The following is a 22,061-nucleotide window of genomic DNA, read 5'->3' on the forward strand; positions in this document are numbered from 1 at the left end:
CCCCCGCTGCCGGCTAGATTGTGCGCTTTGGCATGCAGTGGCTACTTGCGGATTTCCCGACAACCCGCTTATCATTGGCCGCTCTATCGGGTTGTTACAATTTCGATATCAGGCTGGCAAAATGCCGTCTGCTGCGGCCAAGCATGTATGATGCGCGGGCCGAACCACTTAATATAGTACGACGAGAAAACCTATGACCAAAACCCTCATCATCGCCGAGAAGCCCTCCGTCGCGAACGATATCGCCAAGACGCTGGGCGGCTTCACCAAGCACGATGAGTACTTCGAATCGGACGAGTATGTCCTGTCGTCGGCCGTCGGCCACCTGCTGGAAATCGCGGTGCCGGAAGAGCACGACGTCAAGCGCGGCAAGTGGAGCTTCGCCCACCTGCCCATGATTCCCCCGTATTTCGCGCTCAACCCGATCGCCAAGACCGAGGCCCGCCTCAAGGTCTTGAACAAGCTGATCAAGCGCAAGGATGTCACCCAACTGATCAACGCATGCGATGCCGGGCGCGAGGGCGAGCTGATTTTCCGCCTGATCGCGCAGAACGCCAAGGCCAAGCAGCCGATCAAGCGCCTGTGGCTGCAATCGATGACGCCGGGCGCGATCCGCGACGGCTTCACGCAACTGCGCAGCGACGAAGAAATGCTGCCGCTGGCCGACGCCGCGCGCTGCCGTTCGGAAGCGGACTGGCTGATCGGCATCAACGGCACCCGCGCCATGACCGCCTTCAACTCGAAGGAAGGCGGCTTTTACCTGACCACGGTGGGCCGCGTGCAAACGCCGACCCTGTCGATCGTGGTCGAGCGCGAAGACAAGATCAAGAAATTCATTTCGCGCGATTACTGGGAAGTGCGGGCCGAGTTCGTGTGCGCCGCCGGCGTGTACGAAGGGCGCTGGCTCGACCAGGCCTTCAAGAAGGACGAGAACGACCCTGAGAAGCGCCCCGAGCGCCTGTGGAGCAAGGCAGCGGCCGACAGCATCGCTATGGCCTGCAAGGGCCGCCAGGGCAATGTAACGGAAGAATCGAAGCCGACCACCTCGATGGCGCCGGCCCTGTTCGACCTGACCAGCCTGCAGCGCGAAGCGAACGGCCGTTTCGGCTTTTCGGCCAAGAACACGCTCGGCCTGGCCCAGGCGCTGTACGAAAAGCACAAGGTGCTGACGTACCCGCGTACCGATTCGCGCCATCTGCCGGAAGACTACATCAACACCGTCAAGGACACCATGGTGAGCCTGGCGGAAAACAATAACTACCACCAGTTCGCCAAGCAGATCACCGACAAGGGCTGGGTCAAGCCGAACAAGCGCATCTTCGACAATACCAAGATCTCGGATCACTTCGCGATCATCCCGACCACGCTGGCGCCGAAGAATCTGTCGGAGCCGGAACAGAAGCTGTACGACCTGGTCACGCGCCGCTTCATGGCCGTGTTCTTCCCGCCTGCGGAATTCCAGGTCACCACCCGCTTTACCGAAGTGTCCGGCCACCAGTTCAAGACTGAAGGCAAGGTCATGACCAATCCGGGCTGGCTGGCGATCTACGGCAAGGAAGCGTCGACCGACAGCGACAAGGACGACAACACCGGCGGCAACCTGGTTCCCGTGGCCAAGGGTGAAAAAGTGCAGACCGAAAAAGTCAGCCCGAACGCCCTGGTCACCAAGCCGCCCGCGCGCTATTCGGAAGCGACCTTGCTGTCCGCCATGGAAGGCGCCGGCAAGCTGATCGACGACGATGAACTGCGCGACGCCATGGCCGGCAAGGGCCTGGGCACGCCAGCGACGCGCGCGGCCATCATCGAAGGCTTGCTGGGCGAGCGCTACCTGCTGCGCGAAGGGCGCGAACTGATTCCGACCGCCAAGGCATCGCAACTGATGACCTTGCTGCGCGGCCTCGGCGTGAACGAACTGACCGCGCCGGAACTGACGGGCGAATGGGAATACAAGCTGTCGCAAATGGAGAAGGGCAAGATTTCGCGTGACGAGTTCATGCGTGAAATTGCCCAGATGACCCAGATCATCGTCAAGCGCGCCAAGGAATACAACAACGACACCATTCCCGGCGACTACGCGACCTTGCACACGCCGTGTCCGAACTGCGGTGGCGTGGTCAAGGAAAACTATCGCCGTTTCGCCTGCACCAAGTGCGAATTCAACATGAGCAAGACGCCTGGCAGCCGCCAGTTCGAGATTGCCGAAGTTGAAGAGTTGCTGGAAAAACGCACGATCGGCCCGATGCAGGGCTTCCGCTCGAAGATGGGGCGTCCGTTTGCCGCGATTCTGCGCATCGTGCGCGATGAAGACATCAAGAATTGCAAGCTGGAGTTCGATTTCGGCCAGAACGACGAAGGCGGCGAAGATGGCGAAGGCGTCGACTTCACCGGCCAGACCGCGCTCGGACCGTGCCCGAAATGCGCCGCCGGCGTATTCGAGATGGGCCTGGCCTATGTGTGCGAGCACAGCGTGGCCAAGCCGAAGACGTGCGACTTCCGCAGCGGCCGCATCATCTTGCAGCAAGAAATTTTGCCTGAGCAAATGGTCAAGCTGCTCAACGATGGCAAGACCGATCTGATGCCGGGTTTTGTATCGCAGCGCACGCGCCGTCCGTTCAAGGCTTTCCTGGTCAAGGGCAAGGATGGCAAGATCAGCTTCGAGTTCGAGGAGCGCAAGGCCAAGGCACCGGCCAAGGGCAAGGCTGCGGCGGTAGCCGATCCCGAGGGCGACGAGGCCGCACCGGCCACGGCGAAGAAAGCCGCACCGGCCAAGAAAGCGGCGGCTAAAAAAGCGCCTGCCAAGAAGGCTGCTGCCAAGAAACCGGCAGCGAAGAAAGCCGCCGTAAAGAAAGCTGTCGCGGAAGAATAATCCGCCGCATCGCTTGGTGCCGAGCCTGGCATTCAGACACGGGTCCGCCTGTAAAAACCGTATTGCGGGTTTTACAGCCGGGCCCGTGTCCGTTTGGCGGTCTTGGCATCGATCGGACCCCCGGCAGGGCATTTCCAGGAGCTTCAATGAACATGGATCACCTCACAACGGTTGCCCAGATTAATCCGCCCGTAGCCGAGGATCTGATCGGTCGCGTCGAAGCGCAACTCGGCATGAGCTTGCCCGGTCCATATCTGGAGCTGCTCCGATCCGCGAACGGTATGCGGTTCGATAATGGACTGGTTGTTTATGCGGCAGAGGAAGTCGTCGAGCGAAATGAAACATTTGAAGTAAAAAACTATGCACCCGGCTATGTGGCAATTGGCGACGACAGCGGTGGACGCGCTGTCATGATGTCGCTGAAATCCGGGCGGCTCATGATGGCTGGCATCGGCGACATGGATGCGGACATGATGGAGCCGTGCAGTAAGGGCTTGCATTCGTGGGTGGCTGATGGATGGCCGTTGCCGCGCGATTGATCGGCGATCCGCTTGCCTGCTGTCGGAACCTGTACCACGGCCGCCCCGATTGCCGGCCATCCGGTGGTCCGCCTCACTTGACCTCTGATCCGGCGTACGCACCCGGCGTCCATGCACTGTTCGATCATGCGAGCGCGCAGGGCGCTTTGATTTTCAGCAGTGGAAATTCATACACGACAGGCTGCGTGTAGATCATGTCGTATAACAGCGCCGAATTCCACGCGACGATCTGCTTGCCCGGCCCGCGGTTCATCCCGGCCAGCATTTGCACCCATTTCTCGTATTCCGGTTTCCATTGATTGACGTAGTACGTCGATTTTTCGTACTCGCGGATGCGATCGGCCGTGGTCTTCAATTCACGCTCGTACCACGCGTCCACGTCAATCGACGGCACGCCAACCGCCTTCCAGTCTTCCAGCCCGATCGGATTGACCAGCACCAGTTGCGTCGTCTGCTGCGGGTACATCAGGCCATAGCGCACCGCCAGCATGCCGCCGGTCGAATGTCCGATGACGGTCGCCTGCTTCACGCCGATCGATTCGAGCAGCGCATGCGTGTTGACGGCCAGCTGCTGGAAGGTGTACTGGTAAGGCGCCGGTTTGCTGGACTTGCAAAAGCCCACCTGGTCGGGAACCACCACCCGGTAGCCGGCGTCGGTCAGCGCCTTGACGGTCGATTCCCAGGTCGCGCCGCAAAAGTTCTTCCCGTGTAGGAGGACCGCCGTGTTCCCATTCGGCTTGGCCGGTTTCACGTCCATGTAGGCCATATGCAGCTTGGCTTTTTGTGACGTGAATGCGAATTTCTGGACCGGTGCGGGGTAGCTGAAGCCTTCGAGTTCAGGGCCGTAGCTTGGCTCGTCGGCGGCGTGCGCGGCGAGCACTGGTAAGGCAAGGGCGCACGCGCACAGCAGGCGCGAGATACGGGAATGAGCAGGCATCGAAGGGCTTCCTTGGCGAGGGCGGAGTGCCGAGTCTAGCCCAGAACGTCATCTTGCGTCGTCGCGCTGCCCCGTGCTGCCTACGGAGATTCGCCCGAAAACGATTGACGCTCGCGCAGCGTTTCCAGTTCGCGCGCCAGGTTTTCGCGCGCGCGCTCGTTGTACAGGTCCGCGAAATACCCATTCGGGTACAGCGTGCCCGCCTTGGCCTGCGCATGAAAGTGCACCAGGATGCGTTCGCGGCCGGCCAGGTAATCGGCCTCCTCGACGTGCTTGTATTCGGCCCGCACCGAGCGCGCATAACCGTCGTAGACATCGGCGGCCTGGCCCAGGATCGCCAGGTCCACGCCCTGCATCACATCCTGCAGCGCATGGCGCAGCGCCACCGGCGCCAGATGCTCGGTGGCGCGAATCAGGCCGGCCACCTCGTTCGCCGCCGCGCCGCTGTCGAGGCTTGAGGCAAGCCACAGCTGCGCGCTCTGTTCTTCATTCGATCCGGTCCCCGTGCCCCCGCCGTACACCGCGTCGTGGAACCAGAACGCTTTCTTGAGTGTCGCCATCTGCGCCGCGCTGGCGCCGGCGTTGGCCGCCCACACGGTGATTTCAGTCAGCCCGTGCACCAGATGATCGAGGTTGTGATACGGCCGCTGGCAAGAGCCGTAGGCGCTCTCGCTGGTCAGCCGCGCGAACCAGGCCGCGGCGTTGGCGTCGTCGCCTGGCCACAGGCTGTCCCAGTCCTTGCGCAGCCAGTCCAGAATCCACGCGGCGTAGGCCGGCGCCGGCATGAACTGGCGCGTGGTCCAGTGCCAGCCGACCGGTCCCTGCAAACCGCGCACGAAACTCGAACTGACCGACCCCAGATCGCGCGGTGGCATCACGAACAGCGTTTTCGCGCCATGCAGCACATCCACATTGGCTTGCTGGATCAAGTTTTCGTAATCGAAGTCGGATGTGTTGCGGATGCCGCGGATCAGGAAGTCGATGCCCAGCCGCTTGGCCGCGCGCGCCGTGTAGTCGCCGCGCACCAGCACCACGCTGACATTGGTCCAGCCTTGCGCGGCCACGCTGCGTTCGACGATGTCCTTGCGCGAGGCGGCATTGAACTGCGGCTTCTTGAACGGGTTTTCAGAAATCAGTACAACGACTTCGTCGGCCAGTTCGCGCGCTTCGCCGATCACCCACAGATGGCCGTTGGTGATCGGGTCGAGCGTGCCGGAGAATGCGATTTTTTTCAAGGTTCAGCTCCACAGGTCGGTGTATCGGTGATGCAGTTGCAAGGTCAGGGCGCGCACGTCGTCGAGCGTGCCGTCGTTCTCCACCATGTCGTCGGCGCGTGCCAGATAATCGGCGCGTGGCAGTTGCATGGCGATGATGCTGGCCACCTGCGCGCCGCTCCAGTCGGGATTGCGCAGGGCGATGCGCGCCGCCCGGTTGCGATCGGACGTATCGACCACCAGCACCCGCGTCGCGGGCAGCGCCTGGTCCATCGCCAGCGCCGACTCCCACACCACGTAAGGCGTCTGCTGGCGACGCGTCCAGTCGTTCGCCAGCGCCAGCACGGCCGGGCGCAGGATGCGCTTCAATTCCTCGTTGGCGGCCGGGTCGAGCGCGAACACGCTGCGCAGGGTGCCGCGTGCCAGACTGCCATCGGGCGCCATCGCTTGCGGAAAAGCGCGGCCGATTTGCACGGTGGCCGGATGCGCCGGATCCTGGTGCACGGTGCGCGCCAGCGCATCGGCGTCGATGCAGGGCACGCCGAGCGCTTCGAAGGCCCGCGCGAAGGTCGACTTGCCGCTGCCGATTCCGCCGGTCAGCACCAGCACCTTGGGGGGAGTGAAGCTCATCTTGTGGTCCGTTCGATTGTTTGGTTGCTCATCCAATATTGTCAGGTTAGCGAAAGACGCAAGGGAAAACAAGTATAATTTGGTCAGTCAACCAATTTAAGTGACCCACGCATGTCGAGAAAGCCCAATTCGGAGCAGCGCCGCGCGCAGATCGTGCAGGCCCTGCTGGACACGATGGCCGAACATGGCTACGAAAAGGCCACCATTGTGCTCATTGCGCGGCGCGCCGATCTCACTCCCGGCCTGCTGCACTATCATTTTCACAGCAAAGCCGATATCTTGCTGGCGCTGGTCAAGGCGCTCGCCGCGGCGGCGCAGCAGCGCTACCTTGCGTTGGCGCAGAACGCGCGTGACGCCGACCAGCGTTTGCAAGCCTACATCGATGCGCGTCTTGGTTTGGGGGAGGGCGCCGATCCGGGCGCGGTCGCGGCCTGGGTGGTGATCGGTGCCGAAGCGGTGCGCCAGCCCGAGGTACGCGCGGCTTACCAGCAAGCGGTCGATACCGAAATGGCGCTGCTGCGCGAGCTGCTTTCTGCCAGCTTGGTCGCACAGGGGAAAAGCACGGCCAACGTGCACGCGCTGGCCGCGGCCCTGCTGGCCATGATGGAAGGGACTTTCCAGCTGGCCAGCGCGGCGCCGGCGAGCATGCCGATGGGTTATGCAGCGCCGATGGCTACACAACTGGTGCGCCGCTTTATCGACGCCGAGCCGCCGGCCTAGTCGTCGCTGGCGCTCGCACGCCAGCCGCTTCCCGCCTCTGGCAGCAGCGTCGCCGCCTCGCCCCTGGCGATACCGAATTGCGCCATGCCCCCGGGGTGCCCGTACGCCCACGCCATCCATTCGACGCCGGTCATCAGCCAGGCCAGCGCGCCATCATCGCGCTCGAATCGCTGCGCGCGTACCGGGCCGGCATCGATGCGCAGCCACTGCTCGCGATAGCTGCCGTCGATGCCGGTTTCTTCAACCCTGTCGACGCCGTAAAAGCGCATGGTGCCTGCATCGATACCGGGGCCGAGCGCGGGGAAGGCGATCTCGGGATGCCATTCGCAGCGTGCGCCGTCCACCACGGTGATTCCGGCAAAGCCGCGCGAATCGATGTGCCAGCGCGCCGACTGGAACCACAGCACCAGTGTCGTGGTATCGCTGCTGCCGTCGCTGCGCCAGATGCCTTCGCGCCGCCACAGGCCGATGTATTCGGGCGGCACCGTCATGTCAGGTCGGCCTTGTCGAAATAGATGGTGCCGATGATGCGGGCACCGATCAGCTGGCGCGCCAGAACGGCGGCCGTCGTTTCCTCAAGCGCGTTTTTCGGCACCTCGACCGGATCGGTGGGCGCCTCGGGGCGTGTGCGGAACGCGACGATATGGTCGAAGTCGGGCCGGCTGTCGATCTGCTTGACCAGGAAGCGCGTGGCGCCACTGCCCACCTGCAGGTAGCGCGCCGTGCCGCTGGCCGCGAAGCGGGGCAGCAGGGGCCGGAACTGCAGCACCTTGTCGACCACGATCGACGTCCCTTTGTGCCGGGTAACGCCGCCACGCTCGAAGTGACCCTGCACCAGGTCGGCCTTGAAGGCGCGCAGCGGGTTGGCGCTGTCCGGCGCCAGCCGGTCCAGTTCAAAATTTTCCGGAGCGATGGTCCACAGCGCGGTTTTACCATCGATGCGGCGCCGCAGCGCCGCATCGAGAGCCTCGTCGGCGAGCCGGATTTGCAGGATCACCTGGCGGTCGTGCGGCGCATGCATCATCGGCAGGTGCGAGGCATACAGGCCATCGGCGCCGCCGAACAAGACCATGCCGTGCTGGCCGTAGCTCGGTTCGTGGCGCGCTGCGGCGGCGCGTCCGATGCAGGCCAGCAGCGCCACGGCGCCAGCGCCGCGCAATACGAGTCGGCGCCCGTTCATGCGTGCGATCCGCTCAATGGCAGGGTAAGGCGGAAGGCCGCACCCTGGTTCGGCGCGCTCTCGACCTCGAGCGTGCCGTCATGCGACTCGGCCAGCTGGCGCGCGATGTACAGGCCCAGGCCGAGGCCCTCGCGCACGTCCTTGGTGCCGGCGCGCTCGAACGGCGCGAAGATGCGCAGCTGGTCTTCCGGCGCAATGCCCACGCCCTGGTCGCGCACCACGATGCTGGCGTATCCGCCGCGCGCTTCCAGGCTGATTTTCACGGGCTTGCTGCCGCCGTAGCGCAGCGCGTTGGTAAGCAGGTTGATGATGATCTGCTCGACCCGGAACTCGTCCCACACGCCCGCCACGGGTTCGGGCGCATGCAGCTCGATGGTGCCGCCGGCCGCCTCGGTGCGCTGCGCCAGGTCGCTGACGATGCGCGCCAGCAGGGCCGACAGCTCGGTTTCGGCCGGGCGGATCGACAGCTTGCCGCTGCGGATGCGCGAGACATCGACCATGTCGTTGATCAGGCGGATCATGCTCTGGATCTGGCGGCCGTCGCGCGCCACCATCTTGCGCATGTTCTCTTCGTTGAAGACGGCCATATTGCCCTTGTCGAGCTGCATGCCGCGCAACTGGGTTTCCAGGAACAGGGTGTTGAGCGGCGTGCGCAGTTCGTGCGCAACCATCGACATGAAGTCGTCGCGCATCTTGAGCGAGCGTTCCAGTTCAACCTGGGTGGCGCGCAGCTCGCGCCGGCTCTCTTCCAGTTCCGCCACCTGGCGCTTGACTTCATTGCGCTGCTGGCACAGGGCCACGAACACATTGACCTTGCTCTTGACGGCCGCGATGTCGAGCGGCTTGTAGAGGAAGTCGACGGCGCCCGTCTCGTAGCCCTTGAAGGCGTAATTGAGCTCGCGCCCGGCCGCGCTGACGAACACGATCGGCACGTTGCGCGTGCGTTCGGTGCCGCGCATCAGTTCCGCCAGTTCGATGCCGTCCATCCCGGGCATCATCACGTCGAGGATCGCCAGCGCGAAGTCGTGTTCGAGCAGCAGCGACAGCGCCGCCTCGCCCGAGTTGGCCTGGTAGACGATGCGGTCTTCCTGTTCGATGATCTTGCTCAGCGCGAGCAGGTTCTCGGGCAGGTCGTCAACGATCAGGAGCTTGATTTTTTGTTGGTCGCTCTTCATTGGATCTCCTTCATCGCGGCCATGAGCGCGCCGATGGCGGGCACGGACAGCACAGCGTCGGGTGCGCGCAGCCGGATCGCGGCCAGGGGCATGGTCGCAATCTCGGCGTCGAGCGGGTCCTGCACCACGGTCAGGCCGCCGCAGGCGGCGATGCGCGCCATGCCGGCGGCGCCATCGGCGCTGGCGCCGGTGAGCAGGATGCCGGCCAGGCGCTTGCCATAGGCGTCGGCGGCCGATTCCATCAGCAGGTCGATGGCCGGGCGCGAAAAATGCACAGGGTCTTCCTGGCTGAGCGAAAAACTCAGGTCGCGTTCTATCGACAGGTGGTAGCCGGGCGGGGCGAAATAGACGGTGCCTGCCTCCAGCGGCATTTTGTCGTCGGCCTGGCGCACCGGCATCGCCAGGCGCTGCTGGAAGACTTCGGCCAGGCGGCTGTCGCGGTCGTCCGGCAGGTGCAGCACCACGATCACCGAAAAGCCGAAGCTGCGCGGTAGCGCCGGCAAAATGCGCAGCAGCGCGTCGATGCCGCCGGCCGAGGCGCCGATCACCACGGCGTCGATCTTGCGCCCGGCCAGCAGCGCGTCATGGACGGCGTTCATGGAGCCACCTTGCGAAACACGCGCTCGGACTTGACCAGCGGTTCGAAAACATCCGCGTGCGCCGAAAAATCGAGGCTCTCCTTGCTGCCCAGGCCAAGAAAGCCACGGTGGCACAGCGACTCGTGGAACAGGCCAAGCGCGCGGTCCTGCAGCTTGCGGTTAAAGTAGATCATCACGTTGCGGCAGCTGATTAAGTGGGTTTCGGAGAACACGCTGTCGGTCGCCAGGCTATGGTCGGCGAAAATGACATTGTCCACCAGGCTGCGGTCGAACAGGGCGCCGTCGTAGGCGGCCGTGTAGTAGTCGGAAAAAGCGGCGCGTCCGCCGGCCATCTGGTAGCTGGCGGTGTAGGCGCGCATGCGATCGAGCGCGAACACGCCCTTGCGCGCGCGGTCGAGCGAGTGCGGGTTGATGTCGGTGGCGTAGATGATGGAGCGCTCCAGCAGCCCTTCTTCCTTCAGCAAGATCGCCATCGAGTAGATCTCTTCGCCCGTGCTGCAGCCGGCGATCCAGATCTTCAGCGAGGGGTAGGTGGAGAGGTGCGGCATCACGTGCTCGCGCAGCGCCTGGAAGTAGGCGGGGTCGCGGAACATCTCGCTGGTCGGAATCGTCAGGTACTGCAGCAGCTGCATGAACGCGTCCGGATCGTGCAGCACGCGCGACTGCAGCTCGGAGATGCTGGCGCAGTCCATCTGGTGCAGCGCGTGCAGCACGCGGCGCTTTTGCGAGGCGCCCGAGTAATCGCGGAAGTCGTAGCTGTATTTCAGGTAGATCGCTTCCATCAGCAGGCGCAGCTCGATGGTGATGCTGTCCGGAGCATTCATCAGAGCCGCTCCATGCTCGGCAGCCAGACACGCAGCAGGGAGTAAAGGCGGTCAAGGTCGATCGGCTTGGCCAGGTAGTCCGACGCGCCGGCTTTCATGCACTGTTCCTGGTCGTCCTTCATGGCCTTGGCTGTGATGGCGATCACCGGCAGCTTGGCGAAGCGCGGGTCGGCGCGCAGGCGGCGCGTCGCTTCCAGGCCATCCATCCCCGGCATCATCACATCCATCAGCACCAGGTCCATATCGGGGATCTGGTCGAGCCGTTCGAGCGCCTCGAAGCCGTTGCGGCCCACTTCGACCGTGATGCCTTTCTGTTCCAGCGCGCTGGTGAGCGAGAAGATATTGCGCACGTCGTCGTCCACCAGCAGGATGCGGCGGCCATCGAACACGCGGTCGCGGCTGCGCACCGTTTTCAGCATGCTCTGGCGCTCGGCCGACATCTGCGACTCGACCTTGTGCAGGAACAGGGTGACTTCGTCGAGCAGGCGCTCGGGCGAACGCGCGCCCTTGATGATGATCGAGCGCGAATACTTCAGCAGCTCGGCTTCCTCGGCGCGCGTCAGGTTGCGGCCGGTGTAGACGATCACCGGCGGGAACGAGACGATTTCCTCGGCCGCCATCTTGCGCAGCAGTTCGTGGCCCTGCATGTCGGGCAGCTTCAGGTCGATGATCATGCAGTCGTAGACGCTGGCCTGCAGCAGCGCAAAGGCTTCGCCGCCGGTGGCCACCGCGGTGATCTCGACATCGGCGTCGTCGATCAGCTGGACCACGCTCTGGCGCTGGCGCTCGTCGTCTTCGACCAGCAGCACGCGTTTGAGCTTCTGGGTGAACTTGCCTTCGAGCGTGCGGAATACCTCCTTGAGGCGGTCGCGCGTGGCCGGCTTGATCACGTAACCGATCGCGCCCAGTTGCAGCGCGGCCTCGGCGCGATCGTTGGCCGAGACGATGTGCACCGGGATGTGGCGCGCGCGCGGATTGTCCTTGAGCTTTTGCAGTACGTCCAGGCCCGAGCCGTCGGGCAGGCCCAGGTCGAGCAGGATGGCGTCGGGCAGGAAGTCGTCGGCGGCCTGCAGGCCGTCGGCGGCGCTGTGCGCCACCAGGCAGCGGTAGTGCATTTCGTGCGCCAGGTCGAACAGGATGCGCGCGAAGGAAACGTCGTCTTCGATCACCAGCACGGTGCGCCCGCCGGCGACGGTGCGCTGGCGGTCATCGGCGAACACCGGCGCGCGCAGGGCCGATGCCGGCGCCGCCGGCGGCGCCAGGGCGGCGCGCGGCGTGGCCGGCGTGGCGGCGTCGGGCATGCCTGGGGTGCCGGCCGGCAGGGTGGGCGGCAGCAGCAGGGTGAAGGTGCTGCCCTTGCCGGGCGAGCTGGCAATCGCGATCGAGCCGCCCAGCAGGGCCGCCAGGTCGCGCGAGATCGACAGGCCCAGGCCGGTGCCGCCGTAGCGCCGGCTGGTGGTGCCGTCGGCCTGGCGGAACGCCTCGAAGATGATCGCGTGCTGGTCGGGCGCGATGCCGATGCCCGAATCGCGCACGACGAAGGCCAGCATGCCGTCCGGGCGCGCTTCGATGGTCAGCGAGACCTGGCCGGCATCGGTGAACTTGATCGCATTCGACAGCAGGTTCTTGAGAATCTGCTGCAGGCGCTGGCCGTCGCTGTGCAGCGTGAGCGGAGCGCCAGCTTCGACGGCGGCGGTAAAGGTGAGCTGCTTCTGGCCGGCCAGCGGCCCGAAGGTGTGGTTCATGGTGTCGGTCAGCTCGGACAGGGCGATGTCTTCGGGCGCCAGTTCGAGTTTGCCCGCTTCGACCTTGGAGATGTCGAGAATATCGTTGATCAGGTTGAGCAGGTCGTTGCCGGCCGCGTAGATGGTGTTGGCGAACTGGATCTGCTCCGGTTCGAGATTGCCCCTGGCGTTCTCGGAGAGCAGCTTGGACAGGATCAGGGAGCTGTTGAGAGGCGTGCGCAGTTCGTGCGACATATTGGCCAGGAACTCGGACTTGTACTTGCTGGCGCGCTGCAGGTCGAGCGCGCGCTCTTCCAGCTCGTTCTGGATGACGCCCAGGGCGCTGTTCTTTTCATCGAGCGCGTTGGCCTGTTCGGCCAGGCGTTCGTTGGTCTGCTCCAGCTCCGCCTTCTGGTTTTCGAGGATGGTCTGCGATTCTTCCAGCACGCGCGACTGCTCTTCGAGTTCCTCGTTGGCGGTGCGCAGTTCTTCCTGCTGCACCTGGAGTTCTTCATTGAGCTGCTGGGTCTCGGCCAGCGCATCGTGCAGGCGGCGGCGCGCCAGGGCTGCTTCGATGGCGCGGCCGATGTTCGGTGCGACCAGTTCCAGAAATTCCAGGTCGCGCTTGCGCGGCTCGTTCAGGAAGCCCAATTCGATGACGCCATTGGCCACGCCGTCATTGTCGACCGGGATCAAGACCAGGTGGCGCGGGCTGCCGCTGCCGATGCCGGAGCTGACCTTGAGATAGTGGTCGGGCAGGTTGCCCATCACGATGGCGCGCTTGGACAGCAACGTCTGGCCGACCAGGGTGTCGGCGCCGTCGTAGCTGATCTCGCGCTGGAGTTCTTCCTTGCTCATGCCGTAACCGGCGACGCGGCGCAGGCTGCCCTCTTCATTGCGCGCGTACAGGGCGGCGACGGCCGCGCCGGTGTATTCGGACATGAAGTCGAGGGAGGCGCGGCCAAGGCTGGAAAGGCTGTTGTGGCCGATGCTGCGTTCGGCCAGCCGGGTCTGGCCACTGCGCAGCCATGCCTGGCGTTCCAGCGCTTCGCCGTGGGTACGGTGCTGGTCGATGGCGTCGCCGAATACTTCCGACAGGCGCATCAGTTCGCGGCGGCCGAAGTAGGCCAGCAGGCCGGACAGCAGCAGGCTGACCAGCAGATACAGGCCGACGCCCCAGCGGGTGACGCTCTGGGCAGACTCGTTACGCTGTTGCAGTAGGCGCTGCTCGACTGCGAGAAATTCGTTGAACGTCTTCCGGATTTCGTCGAAAGCGACCCTGCCGCGCCCGCTGCGCACCAGCGTGATGACATCGTTATTGGCGCGCCGCAGCGCGATGGCGCTGTTGGCGTACTCGGTCCACTGGTCCTGCATCGCCATGATCTGGCGCAGGCGCTCGACCTGGGGCGGATTGTCCGCCACCAGCTTGGTCAGCGATTCCATGGTCGAGGCGGTTTTTGCCTTGGACAGGGTGTAGGGGGCGAGGAAGGCTTCGTCGTTGCTCAGTAAATAGCCGCGCAGGCCGGATTCCTGGTCGACCGACAGCTTGGCCGCTTCATTGGCGTGGCCGATGACCTTTTCGCTGTGTTCCACCATGCTGAGTACCGACAGCAGGTAGGTGATGACGGCGACGAAAATGAGCGCGCTGCCGACGCCGATTGCCAGTGGCAACGCGACGTTGCGGGCGAGGATGCGGCGAAAGCCGGTCTGGTCCATCGTTTTGACGCTGGGCATGCGATCTTCCACGTAAAAGGTGGAAGTTTATACGAAAAGAAATATTTGTCGCGCAAGATTCGGGGTGGACCCGGTACAAGTGTTAGGACGCTGTTCCCTCGTGTGCGTCACGATGGACTGTGCAATGCAGAAGCTTGGCGCAAGTCCGTTGCAAAACTTTCGGGCTCTCGCGTCGTCGGGCACACAGAGTGGAAAAAGTGGAGGTGAGTGCGGCCTAAGGTATTTTGCCGAGGCAAACGAAGTCTGACGCAATCTCTTCCCACATGTCGCGCACGGCCGTGAATTTGGCTGTCCATACCTTGTGGGCGCCGGGATCATTGATGATGTCAATAATGAGATAGCCGTAGCGGCCGCCGTCCGCATAGATCAGGTAACGATCGCTTAGCTGATGTTGGTTGCTGTTGTGTTTTCTGTTCTTTGCCCAGGTCTTTTTCCATAGCGCCAATTTGTCCGCGTCGTTGACTGGCACCATATGTGCATGTCTTGCATATCGGGAGCCCATATTAGCGACGTCTCTGCCGAAAACCGTGGTTTGTCGCCCGGCGGGATCGTTTTTCCATTCTGGTGATTGCATTGACGAGTTCACTCTGGTCTACGCCTGACGAGGCGAGTCGCTCATGAAGATCACTGGCGAAATGGATCTTCATCGGCGACGTTTCAAGACTTTGTTTTTGCCTGTTTCTTTTGGACTAGGCGCGCTAACGCAGCCTCCATCGAAAATCCGTTCTCGGCACTAAGGGCCAGGTGGAGTTTCAACTGCTCCGGTGTCAGGAAAGGCGGTTCAATGTCGGGTGACGCTGCAGCATTGTCGCGATCCGCAGCGATATTTTCATTTGCAATGGTGACGGCAGATGGCGACGTTGCGACAGATCCGCCTGGCTTTTTTTTCAGCGTGGTTTTCATCCTGTTCTCCTGCAAAACGTGGAAGACACTGGTGATAGGTAGTTTACCACCCATGCTTCCCGCCCCAAGCTGCGCGCTACTGCTCCACCTCGATCATATTGTCCCCCGGCTTGCGGTCGATCAGCTTGTTGTCCGGATCGATGCCCGCCTTGTACGGTCGCGCCCCAACCACCATGGTCACGCTGACGGTATTGCTGTCGACGATGCGCCGTTCGCGCAGCAGCGGCTTGCCATCCTTGTCGTCGACGCCGAACTCGATCACGTCTTTCAGTGGCGCTTCCGTCTCGTCGCCAAGTTTGCCGGCGCGCAGCTTGAGCGCGCTGGCGCGCAGAGTCACCTCGTACTTGCCGTCCGCGCGTTTGGTCGCGCTGGCGGACGTGGCCCGGTTCTCGTACAGCACGATGTGCTCGAACAGGTCGTCGATCAGGTAAGCATGCTCGGGCGGCGTGACGCGGCGCAGCGCGTCGGTCAGCGCCAGCACGCTCGGATACGGCGCGCCGTGGAAGGCGTGATGCGTGAGCAGCTCGTGCAGCACGGCGTTGATCTTGTCTTCGCCCAGCACGTCCTGCAGCCAGTACATGGCCAGCGCGCCCTTGCGGTAGTGGATGTAGTCCTGGTTTTCATTGTGCGCCAGCGGCAGCTCGTACTTGGTTTCCAGCGCCCGTCCCATCAGATACTTGTCCAGGTTGTAGCGCAGGAAGCGGCGCATGCGCTCCGGGCCGACCTGCTGCTTCATCACCATCAGCGCCGCATATTCGGACAAGGTTTCGCTCAGCACCGTGCTGCCGCGCGTGTTCGAGCCCACCAGCTGGTGGCCCCACCACTGGTGCGCCACTTCGTGCGCCGCAATGTAGAACGGGTAATCGATATCCTTGGGATTGTTGTCGTCGACCCGCGCGATGAAGCCGATGCTCTCCGAAAACGGCACCGTGCCCGGAAATGACTGCGCATACGCGCCGTATCGCGGGAATTCGACCACGCGCAGCACCTTGTGCTGGTAGGGGCTGAAATGCTTCGAGTTGTATTCCAGGGCGGCCTTGACTCCGCGGATCATGCGCTCGACGTTGAAGTCGTGGCCCGGATGGTAATACACGTCGATCGACACATCCTGCCAGCGGTCGTGCCGCACTTCGTAGCGGGCCGACTGGAAGGCATAGAAATTGAGGATCGGCTTGTCCATGCGGTAATGGAAGTAGCGCCGTCCGGCCGACATCCATTCCTTTTCCAGGGTGCCGGGGGCGATCGCCACCTGGTCCGGACTGGTGCTGATGACGGCGTTGAAGCTGATCCAGTCGGCGTCCACGCCGAGCGAGTTATTCGCCAGTCCGGCCGGGTCGCTGGGCGAGCGCATCGGCGCATGCGGCGCCAGGCCGTGGCGCTTGCGGTCGCGGTCGTTTTCCAGTTCGAGCGCCGGCTGGTAGCCGATGCGCGGCAACTGGCCATTGTTGAAGAAGGTGCCGTTGCTCAGTACCGGGGTGTCCGACTCCAGCCCGAGCACGCCGCGCGCCTCGAATTCCACGTCGAATTCGAGCGGCATGCGTTGTCCCGGCAGCAGAGGCGTGCTCAGCTTGTAGGCGTGGAAGCCGCGTTCGCGGTCGGTGATCAGCGGCGTGATTTTCTGGCCGAAGCGCACCTTCAGGCTGGTGGCCAGGCGGTCCTGGCTGATGAACACCTGGGTGATCGGCGCCGTGCCCTTGTTGTCGAGCTGGTAGACGCCGGTGACGGTCAGGCGACGCTGTTCGGGCACGATCGCCACTTTCAGGTCGACACCGGTGATGCGCGGCTGCGCCAGCGCCGCATATTTCTTGTAGCGCAGCTCGTACTCGGCGCGGGTGTTGTCTTTCTGCCACGCGGTCTGGTAGTCGCCTTCGATATGCAGGCTGTAATACAGGATGGCGCCGCTGCCGGCGAAGATCGCCAGCCCGGCCGCGAAGGTGGCCAGCACCGGCAGGCTCAGGTTGCGGCGCGCCAGCTGGAGGCGGCTGCCCAATTCGGCGTTGCAGCCGCGCGGCCAGAACACCAGCGAGGCGACCATCAGCATCAGCGCCGCGCCGCCCCAGTACAGTTCGAACCAGCGTTCGCGCACCAGGAAGTGGCCGTAGCCGTTCATGTCGGAATACATGAAGGACGGCGAGGTGCCGTACAGCAGCATCGGATGGTCGAGGCCGAGCGAACTGAAGGTGAGCGTGGCGAAGTAGTACAAGATCATCGCGAAGTACGCCAGGTACTTGTGGTTGATCAGCACCTGCAGCGCGATCGCCAGCACCGCCAGCAGCGCGTACTGGGGCAGATGGATCAGGAACAGGGTTTGCAGGTACAGGCCGACGTCGATGGCGAAGTAGCCGCGGAACAGCTGGATCAGCATGCCGGCGAGCATCACCAGTACCAGCATCAGCACTTGCAGGCCGATCAGGGCGAACAGCTTGGCCAGCATCGGCAGCCAGCTCGGCAGCGGCAGGGCGTCGAGCATCTGGGCGACCCGCGCCTCGCGTTCGCGCCACACCAGTTCGCCCGCGTAAAAGGTGGTCACGACCAGCATGAACAGCGCGAAGGCCTCGCTGATCAGTTCCAGCACCTGGTAGGTGACGGGATAGGTATTGGTGCCGTACATGGAACCGAGGTTGACCGAGGCGCCGAACACGGCCAGCACGCCGGCCAGGGCGATCACGGCGAAGTAGACATCCTTGACCGATTCGCGCAGGTTGAGCCAGCTCGACCTGAGCAGCAGCAGGGCCAGGCTGCGCTGCAGGAAGTCCGGCGTTTCCTGCGAGGCGATGGCGCTGTGCGAGAGGCGCTGCGCGACCTCTCCCTCGGCGCGCCCGGCCGGGCGGCTGCCGGCCGTGGCGGTGAAATGGAAGCGCCAGTAACCGAGCAGCAGCACCACCAGCGCGAAGCCGCACCACAGGGCGCGGTTGTACAGGACCACGCCCTCGAAGGCAATCGCGCGGCTGTTGCGTTCGGCGATGGTCCAGTATTCGGTGATGCGGATCAGGGCGGTTGTGCCGAAGGGATCGATCAGCGCGGCCAGCGTCTTGTAGTCGAGGTCGCGCGCCAGCGAGGGCGCGACGATGTAGCCGATCATCATCACCACGCTGGCCACGTACACCGGCAGCATGCGCCGCGTCAGGGCCGCCAGCACGAAGAAAATCGCGCCGAAGATGAAGATGTTGGGGAGAATCACGAACAGGTAGGGCCGCAGGTACATCCAGGGCCCGGACGGGCCCAGCCGGTCGGCTTCGATGCCGGGGATGTAGGTGCCCAGCCAGGCACCCAGCACGATGCTGGAAAACACCACCGCCAGGGTCAGCGCGGCCCCGAGAAAGCGCCCGAACACGTAATCGTGCTTGGCGATCGGCGCGCTGAAGAAGAAGTGGTGCATGTCGTATTCAAAATCCTGCTGCACCGAGCGCCCCATCATGGCGGCCATCACGACCACGCCCAGGCAGCCGAGGAAGGCCGCGGTCAGCGCGATCGAGCGCGGGGAGTTGATGAACAGGCGCCCCCCGAAGGTGACGTAGGCATCCTTGAATACGCCGCCGGCGGCGGCCATCCACAGCATCGCCAGTGCGAAAAACATGCCGAAGTAGACCCAGGTCGATAGCAGCTTGAGCCGCTGGCGCGCTTCAAACAGGGCGATTGCCAACATGGACGCCACCTTCAACAGTTGCTGGCCGCGGCGTGGCGTCCGGCGATGGTGGCGAAGTAGACATCTTCGAGGTCGCCGGCGGCCGGCTCGAAGCCATCGCCCGGATCTTGCTCGGAATACACATGAATCAGGGTGCGCCCGGTCAGCAGGCGGGTTGAAATCACCGCGTGTTCTTTCTGGAAATGGGCCAGCTCGTGCTTGGCGACGAAGCGTGCCCAGATGTGGCCGTCGATATCGTCGATCAGCTTTTGCGGCTCGCCGCACAGCAGCACATGGCCCTTGTTGATGATCGCCATGTTGGCGCACAGATCGGATACGTCGGACACAATGTGGGTCGACAGCAGCACGGTCTTGTCGTCGCCTATGTCCGAGAGCAAGTTATGGAAGCGCACCCGTTCCTGCGGGTCGAGGCCGGCGGTCGGTTCATCGACGATGATCAACTGCGGGTCGCCCAGCAGGGCCTGGGCAATGCCGAAGCGCTGGCGCATGCCGCCCGAAAAGGTGCCCAGGCGCTGGTTGCGCACTTCAAACAGATTGGTTTGCTGCAGCAGGCCGTCGACCACTTCGCGGCGCCGGGCGCGGTGCGACAAGCCCTTGAGCACGGCAAAATGGTCGAGCAGTTCGTAAGCCGTGACTTTGGGGTACAGGCCGAAGTCCTGGGGCAGGTAGCCGAGCAGGCGGCGGATATCGTCCTTGTCGTCGAGCACGTCGAGGTCGCCGAAGAAGACCGAACCGGCATCGCACTCCTGCAAGGTGGCGAGGGTGCGCATCAGGGTCGACTTGCCCGCCCCGTTCGGGCCGAGCAGGCCGAACATCCCGCTGGGGATGGTGAGGGTAACTTTATCCAAGGCAACTACGCCATTGGCGTAGGTCTTGGATAAATTCCTGATGCGTAATTCCATGCCTGACTCCTGATACGGTCGCTGTACGTACGCCTGGCGGATAGCTGAGCGCACTTTCTAGAGTTGCATTGTATAAAATTTGACCGTGCCACGGCCGCCCGTTGCGATGCACCGCAATTTGATGGGCTCAGATTGCACAATTGGGGGAGTGGATGAGTGGGTATCGTCGGCCGTCGTCAGCCGTCCGTCACCCGTCGCCAGCCGCCCGCTGTCCGTCAACCCGTCAACCCGTCAACCCGTCAACCGCCGCCAACGGCTCGTCGCCCCCGCGCAGGCGGGGGCCCAGGTTCGCTCCGCGGCCGATGACTGAGCTGACAACGTGGACCCGCGCCTGCGCGGGGGCGACGGTGGTGAGGCCGGCGATGGTGGGGAGGCCGTCCACAGTGGTGAGGCCGGCGACGGTCGTGAGGCCGCCAGCGGTTCAAAAGCGGCGACCACGGCTTCAGGATTAGTGGTCAAGTCAGCTCCGAAACAACACATCCTCCCGGTTGAACCACCACCGGCACCACGCCAGCAACGCTCCCGCGATCAGTGTGGTGGACAGCAAAATGGCTGAAAACATGCGGTAATCCATGGTTCCCTTCACCAGTTCCTTCATCGCCAGCGATACATTGGTCAGCGGCACCATCGACCAGAACCAGTTCAGCTCCACTCCGGGCAGCATGGCCACGACAATCGGCACGATCAGCAGCATCATCAGCGGCGAAATCATGCCCGACGCTTCCTTGTAGCTCTTGGCGTAGATCGAAATCGACAGCAGGATCGAGGCGAAGATGGCGGCCGTCGGCACCAGCATCAGCGCCACCATGGCCAGGTCGCGCGCGCCGATCGCGCGCACCATCTGCGCCAGGCCGCCTTCAAGTGAGCCGCCGAACACGGCCAGCAGCAAACCCATGCTGGCCACCATCAGCAGCGCCGAGGTCAGGCCAACGGTAAACAACACCAGGAACTTGGCCAGCACCAGCGACGTGCGCGCAATCGGCGCCAGCAGCAAGGTTTCAAGCGTGCCGCGCTCCTTCTCGCCGGCGCCGAGGTCGATGGCCGGGTACATCGCCGCCATCAGGCACACCATCAGCAAAATGTAGGGCAAAAAGCCCCCCACCAGCGCGCCCATGCGCTCGCGCGTGCCGGCGGTCGACAGTTCTTCCAGCTCGATCGGATTGAGGGCAAAGCGCAGCTCGTCGCGGCTCATGTTCATGGCCGACAGCGCCTGCTCGCGCAGCGCCCCGTTGTGCGCCTCGATCACGGCCGCCACCCGCTTGTGGGTCATGTCGAGCGCCACCGCGTTGTTGTAGTGCAGGGTGACCCTGGCCTGGCGGTGCGCCGCCATGGCCTCCTCGAAACCGGCGGGTATCACGATCGCAAAGGTGATGCGGTCGTTATCGATGGCGGCCTTGATCGCGTCCTGATTGGCCAGCGGCACCTCGCGCAAGCCTCTTTCGCGCGCGAAGCGCTCGCTCAGTCCGGGCGCATTGTTCTTGCCGAACAGGGCGTAGCTCAGTTCCTTGTGCTGGGCTTTCTTGAAAATGGTCGACGACAGGTAGCCCAGGCCGCCGAAGATCATCGGCATGGCGACGATCGGCAGCAGCAGGGTGAAGATGAAGGTCTTGCGGTCGCGCAGCAGTTCCAGCAATTCCTTGAGATACACGGTCCACATGGTTCAGCCTTCCTGCTTGATGACGTTCACGAAGGCGTCGTACAGGTCGTGGCTTCCGCCCAGCTCGCGCAATTCGGCGACGCTGCCGTTGAAGGCGCTGCGGCCGCGGTTGATGATGCAGACCCGGTCGCACAGCTTGTCGACCTCGTGCAGGTGGTGGGTGGAAAAAATCAGGGGAATGCGCAGGGCCTTGTAGCTGGCGATGAATTCGAGCAGCACGCGCGCCGACATCACGTCCAGCCCGGTGGTCGGTTCATCCAAAATCACCACCTGCGGCTCGTGCACGACGGTGCGGGCGATCGCGCACTTCTGCTTCATGCCGGTCGACAGGTCGTCGGCGCGCTTGTGGGCGTAGGCGTGCATGTCGAGCTGCTCGAACAGGGCGTCGCAGCGCTGCTTGAGGCGGGCCGGGGCCATGCCGTGCAGGCGCCCGAAGTACTCGACGTTCTCGCGTGCGCTCAGGCGCCCGTACAGGCCGGTTGAGCCGGACAGGAAGCCGACCCGCTGGCGCGCCCGGATCGGCTCGGCCACGATATCGATATCGTCGATGAAGGCGCTGCCAGCGTCCGGGCGCAGCGCGGTCGACAGGATGCGCAGGGTGGTGGTCTTGCCGGCCCCGTTCGGCCCCAAAAGGCCCAGCACTTCGCCGGGGGCGCAGGAGAAACTGACATCGCGCACCGCATGGAACCAGCCATCGCTCTCGCGCACGTCGCGCTGGCGGGCGCGCCGCTCCTTGTGTACCGTCGCGGCGAAGCGCTTGGCCAGGTGTTTCACCTCGATCATCGGGTTCCTTCTCTCAAAGCGTGAGGGT

17 protein-coding genes and 1 pseudogene are annotated in these 22,061 nt (G+C 63.7%); 3 read left to right on the forward strand and 15 right to left on the reverse strand.

Annotation, left to right across the window (positions count from 1 at the left end; all coding sequences use genetic code 11):
- Window positions 1-193: 193 nt before the first annotated feature.
- The gene (locus RBA40_RS17640) at window positions 194-2,866 is read left to right on the forward strand and encodes a DNA topoisomerase III (protein WP_306649084.1); all 2,673 of its coding nucleotides are present in this window, start codon (window positions 194-196) and stop codon (window positions 2,864-2,866) included.
- Window positions 2,867-3,012: 146 nt separating this feature from the next.
- On the forward strand, window positions 3,013-3,405 hold the full coding sequence (locus RBA40_RS17645) for an SMI1/KNR4 family protein (protein WP_306649085.1): 393 nt from the start codon (window positions 3,013-3,015) through the stop codon (window positions 3,403-3,405).
- A 148-nt stretch (window positions 3,406-3,553) separates the two neighbouring features.
- Here RBA40_RS17645 and RBA40_RS17650 read toward each other — a convergent pair.
- From RBA40_RS17650 to coaE, 3 genes and pseudogenes are all read right to left on the reverse strand, one after another.
- A pseudogene (locus tag RBA40_RS17650) lies at window positions 3,554-4,342 on the reverse strand (alpha/beta fold hydrolase); the annotation flags it as partial.
- Window positions 4,343-4,422: 80 nt separating this feature from the next.
- On the reverse strand, window positions 4,423-5,577 hold the full coding sequence (coaD, locus tag RBA40_RS17655) for a pantetheine-phosphate adenylyltransferase (RefSeq protein WP_306649086.1): 1,155 nt from the start codon (window positions 5,575-5,577) through the stop codon (window positions 4,423-4,425).
- A 3-nt stretch (window positions 5,578-5,580) separates the two neighbouring features.
- A complete protein-coding gene (coaE, locus tag RBA40_RS17660; RefSeq protein ID WP_306649087.1) occupies window positions 5,581-6,186 on the reverse strand; it encodes a dephospho-CoA kinase in 606 nt (201 codons plus the stop codon).
- Between the two features lie 111 nt (window positions 6,187-6,297).
- On the opposite strand from coaE, the gene RBA40_RS17665 reads away from it, so the two are divergent.
- Window positions 6,298-6,906, forward strand: a complete 609-nt coding sequence (locus RBA40_RS17665) for a TetR/AcrR family transcriptional regulator (RefSeq protein WP_306649088.1) — start codon at window positions 6,298-6,300, stop codon at window positions 6,904-6,906.
- Here the strand turns inward: RBA40_RS17665 and RBA40_RS17670 are convergent.
- The 12 genes from RBA40_RS17670 to RBA40_RS17725 form a co-directional block, all read right to left on the reverse strand.
- Window positions 6,903-7,397, reverse strand: a complete 495-nt coding sequence (locus RBA40_RS17670; protein WP_306649089.1) for a hypothetical protein — start codon at window positions 7,395-7,397, stop codon at window positions 6,903-6,905. The two genes, RBA40_RS17665 and RBA40_RS17670, sit on opposite strands and share 4 nt — an antisense overlap.
- Entirely contained in the window at window positions 7,394-8,086 is a 693-nt protein-coding gene (locus tag RBA40_RS17675) for a hypothetical protein (protein WP_306649090.1), read from the reverse strand. Before RBA40_RS17675 ends, RBA40_RS17670 begins: the two co-directional genes overlap by 4 nt.
- On the reverse strand, window positions 8,083-9,261 hold the full coding sequence (locus RBA40_RS17680) for a hybrid sensor histidine kinase/response regulator (protein WP_306649091.1): 1,179 nt from the start codon (window positions 9,259-9,261) through the stop codon (window positions 8,083-8,085). Before RBA40_RS17680 ends, RBA40_RS17675 begins: the two co-directional genes overlap by 4 nt.
- Window positions 9,258-9,860 carry a chemotaxis protein CheB gene (locus RBA40_RS17685; RefSeq protein ID WP_306649092.1) on the reverse strand — a complete coding sequence of 201 codons (603 nt, stop codon included), beginning with the start codon at window positions 9,858-9,860 and terminating at the stop codon, window positions 9,258-9,260. The genes RBA40_RS17680 and RBA40_RS17685 overlap by 4 nt, the downstream gene beginning before the upstream one ends.
- On the reverse strand, window positions 9,857-10,684 hold the full coding sequence (locus RBA40_RS17690) for a CheR family methyltransferase (protein ID WP_306649093.1): 828 nt from the start codon (window positions 10,682-10,684) through the stop codon (window positions 9,857-9,859). Before RBA40_RS17690 ends, RBA40_RS17685 begins: the two co-directional genes overlap by 4 nt.
- Window positions 10,684-14,142, reverse strand: coding sequence for a response regulator (locus RBA40_RS17695; protein WP_306649094.1), 3,459 nt, complete (start codon window positions 14,140-14,142; stop codon window positions 10,684-10,686). Before RBA40_RS17695 ends, RBA40_RS17690 begins: the two co-directional genes overlap by 1 nt.
- 214 nt (window positions 14,143-14,356) lie before the next feature.
- Window positions 14,357-14,716, reverse strand: a complete 360-nt coding sequence (locus tag RBA40_RS17700) for a type II toxin-antitoxin system YafO family toxin (protein WP_306649095.1) — start codon at window positions 14,714-14,716, stop codon at window positions 14,357-14,359.
- An 83-nt stretch (window positions 14,717-14,799) separates the two neighbouring features.
- Window positions 14,800-15,045, reverse strand: a complete 246-nt coding sequence (locus RBA40_RS17705) for a hypothetical protein (protein WP_306649096.1) — start codon at window positions 15,043-15,045, stop codon at window positions 14,800-14,802.
- A gap of 76 nt (window positions 15,046-15,121) precedes the next feature.
- The gene (locus RBA40_RS17710) at window positions 15,122-18,691 is read right to left on the reverse strand and encodes an ABC transporter permease/M1 family aminopeptidase (protein WP_306649097.1); all 3,570 of its coding nucleotides are present in this window, start codon (window positions 18,689-18,691) and stop codon (window positions 15,122-15,124) included.
- 11 nt (window positions 18,692-18,702) lie between these two features.
- Window positions 18,703-19,593, reverse strand: coding sequence for an ABC transporter ATP-binding protein (locus tag RBA40_RS17715; RefSeq protein WP_306649098.1), 891 nt, complete (start codon window positions 19,591-19,593; stop codon window positions 18,703-18,705).
- 460 nt (window positions 19,594-20,053) lie between these two features.
- Window positions 20,054-21,250, reverse strand: a complete 1,197-nt coding sequence (locus tag RBA40_RS17720; protein ID WP_306649099.1) for an ABC transporter permease — start codon at window positions 21,248-21,250, stop codon at window positions 20,054-20,056.
- 3 nt (window positions 21,251-21,253) lie between these two features.
- Complete coding sequence (locus RBA40_RS17725; RefSeq protein ID WP_306649100.1) at window positions 21,254-22,033, reverse strand: ABC transporter ATP-binding protein; 780 nt, start codon at window positions 22,031-22,033, stop codon at window positions 21,254-21,256.
- Window positions 22,034-22,061 lie beyond the last annotated feature (28 nt).

The sequence above is a fragment of the Massilia pseudoviolaceinigra genome (assembly GCF_030846505.1).
Lineage (GTDB): Bacteria > Pseudomonadota > Gammaproteobacteria > Burkholderiales > Burkholderiaceae_D > Telluria_A > Telluria_A violaceinigra.

Excerpts from the sequence above, each read along its gene's own strand:
- RBA40_RS17675 (WP_306649090.1), bottom strand. The coding sequence starts at position 8,086 with ATGAACGGGCGCCGACTCGTATTGCGCGGCGCTGGCGCCGTGGCGCTG.
- RBA40_RS17715 (WP_306649098.1), bottom strand. The coding sequence starts at position 19,593 with ATGGAATTACGCATCAGGAATTTATCCAAGACCTACGCCAATGGCGTA.
- RBA40_RS17665 (WP_306649088.1), top strand. The coding sequence starts at position 6,298 with ATGTCGAGAAAGCCCAATTCGGAGCAGCGCCGCGCGCAGATCGTGCAG.
- RBA40_RS17725 (WP_306649100.1), bottom strand. The coding sequence starts at position 22,033 with ATGATCGAGGTGAAACACCTGGCCAAGCGCTTCGCCGCGACGGTACAC.
- RBA40_RS17700 (WP_306649095.1), bottom strand. The coding sequence starts at position 14,716 with ATGCAATCACCAGAATGGAAAAACGATCCCGCCGGGCGACAAACCACG.
- RBA40_RS17710 (WP_306649097.1), bottom strand. The coding sequence starts at position 18,691 with ATGTTGGCAATCGCCCTGTTTGAAGCGCGCCAGCGGCTCAAGCTGCTA.
- RBA40_RS17670 (WP_306649089.1), bottom strand. The coding sequence starts at position 7,397 with ATGACGGTGCCGCCCGAATACATCGGCCTGTGGCGGCGCGAAGGCATC.
- RBA40_RS17685 (WP_306649092.1), bottom strand. The coding sequence starts at position 9,860 with ATGAACGCCGTCCATGACGCGCTGCTGGCCGGGCGCAAGATCGACGCC.
- RBA40_RS17680 (WP_306649091.1), bottom strand. The coding sequence starts at position 9,261 with ATGAAGAGCGACCAACAAAAAATCAAGCTCCTGATCGTTGACGACCTG.
- RBA40_RS17690 (WP_306649093.1), bottom strand. The coding sequence starts at position 10,684 with ATGAATGCTCCGGACAGCATCACCATCGAGCTGCGCCTGCTGATGGAA.
- coaE (WP_306649087.1), bottom strand. The coding sequence starts at position 6,186 with ATGAGCTTCACTCCCCCCAAGGTGCTGGTGCTGACCGGCGGAATCGGC.
- RBA40_RS17640 (WP_306649084.1), top strand. The coding sequence starts at position 194 with ATGACCAAAACCCTCATCATCGCCGAGAAGCCCTCCGTCGCGAACGAT.
- RBA40_RS17705 (WP_306649096.1), bottom strand. The coding sequence starts at position 15,045 with ATGAAAACCACGCTGAAAAAAAAGCCAGGCGGATCTGTCGCAACGTCG.
- RBA40_RS17645 (WP_306649085.1), top strand. The coding sequence starts at position 3,013 with ATGAACATGGATCACCTCACAACGGTTGCCCAGATTAATCCGCCCGTA.
- RBA40_RS17720 (WP_306649099.1), bottom strand. The coding sequence starts at position 21,250 with ATGTGGACCGTGTATCTCAAGGAATTGCTGGAACTGCTGCGCGACCGC.
- RBA40_RS17695 (WP_306649094.1), bottom strand. The coding sequence starts at position 14,142 with ATGCCCAGCGTCAAAACGATGGACCAGACCGGCTTTCGCCGCATCCTC.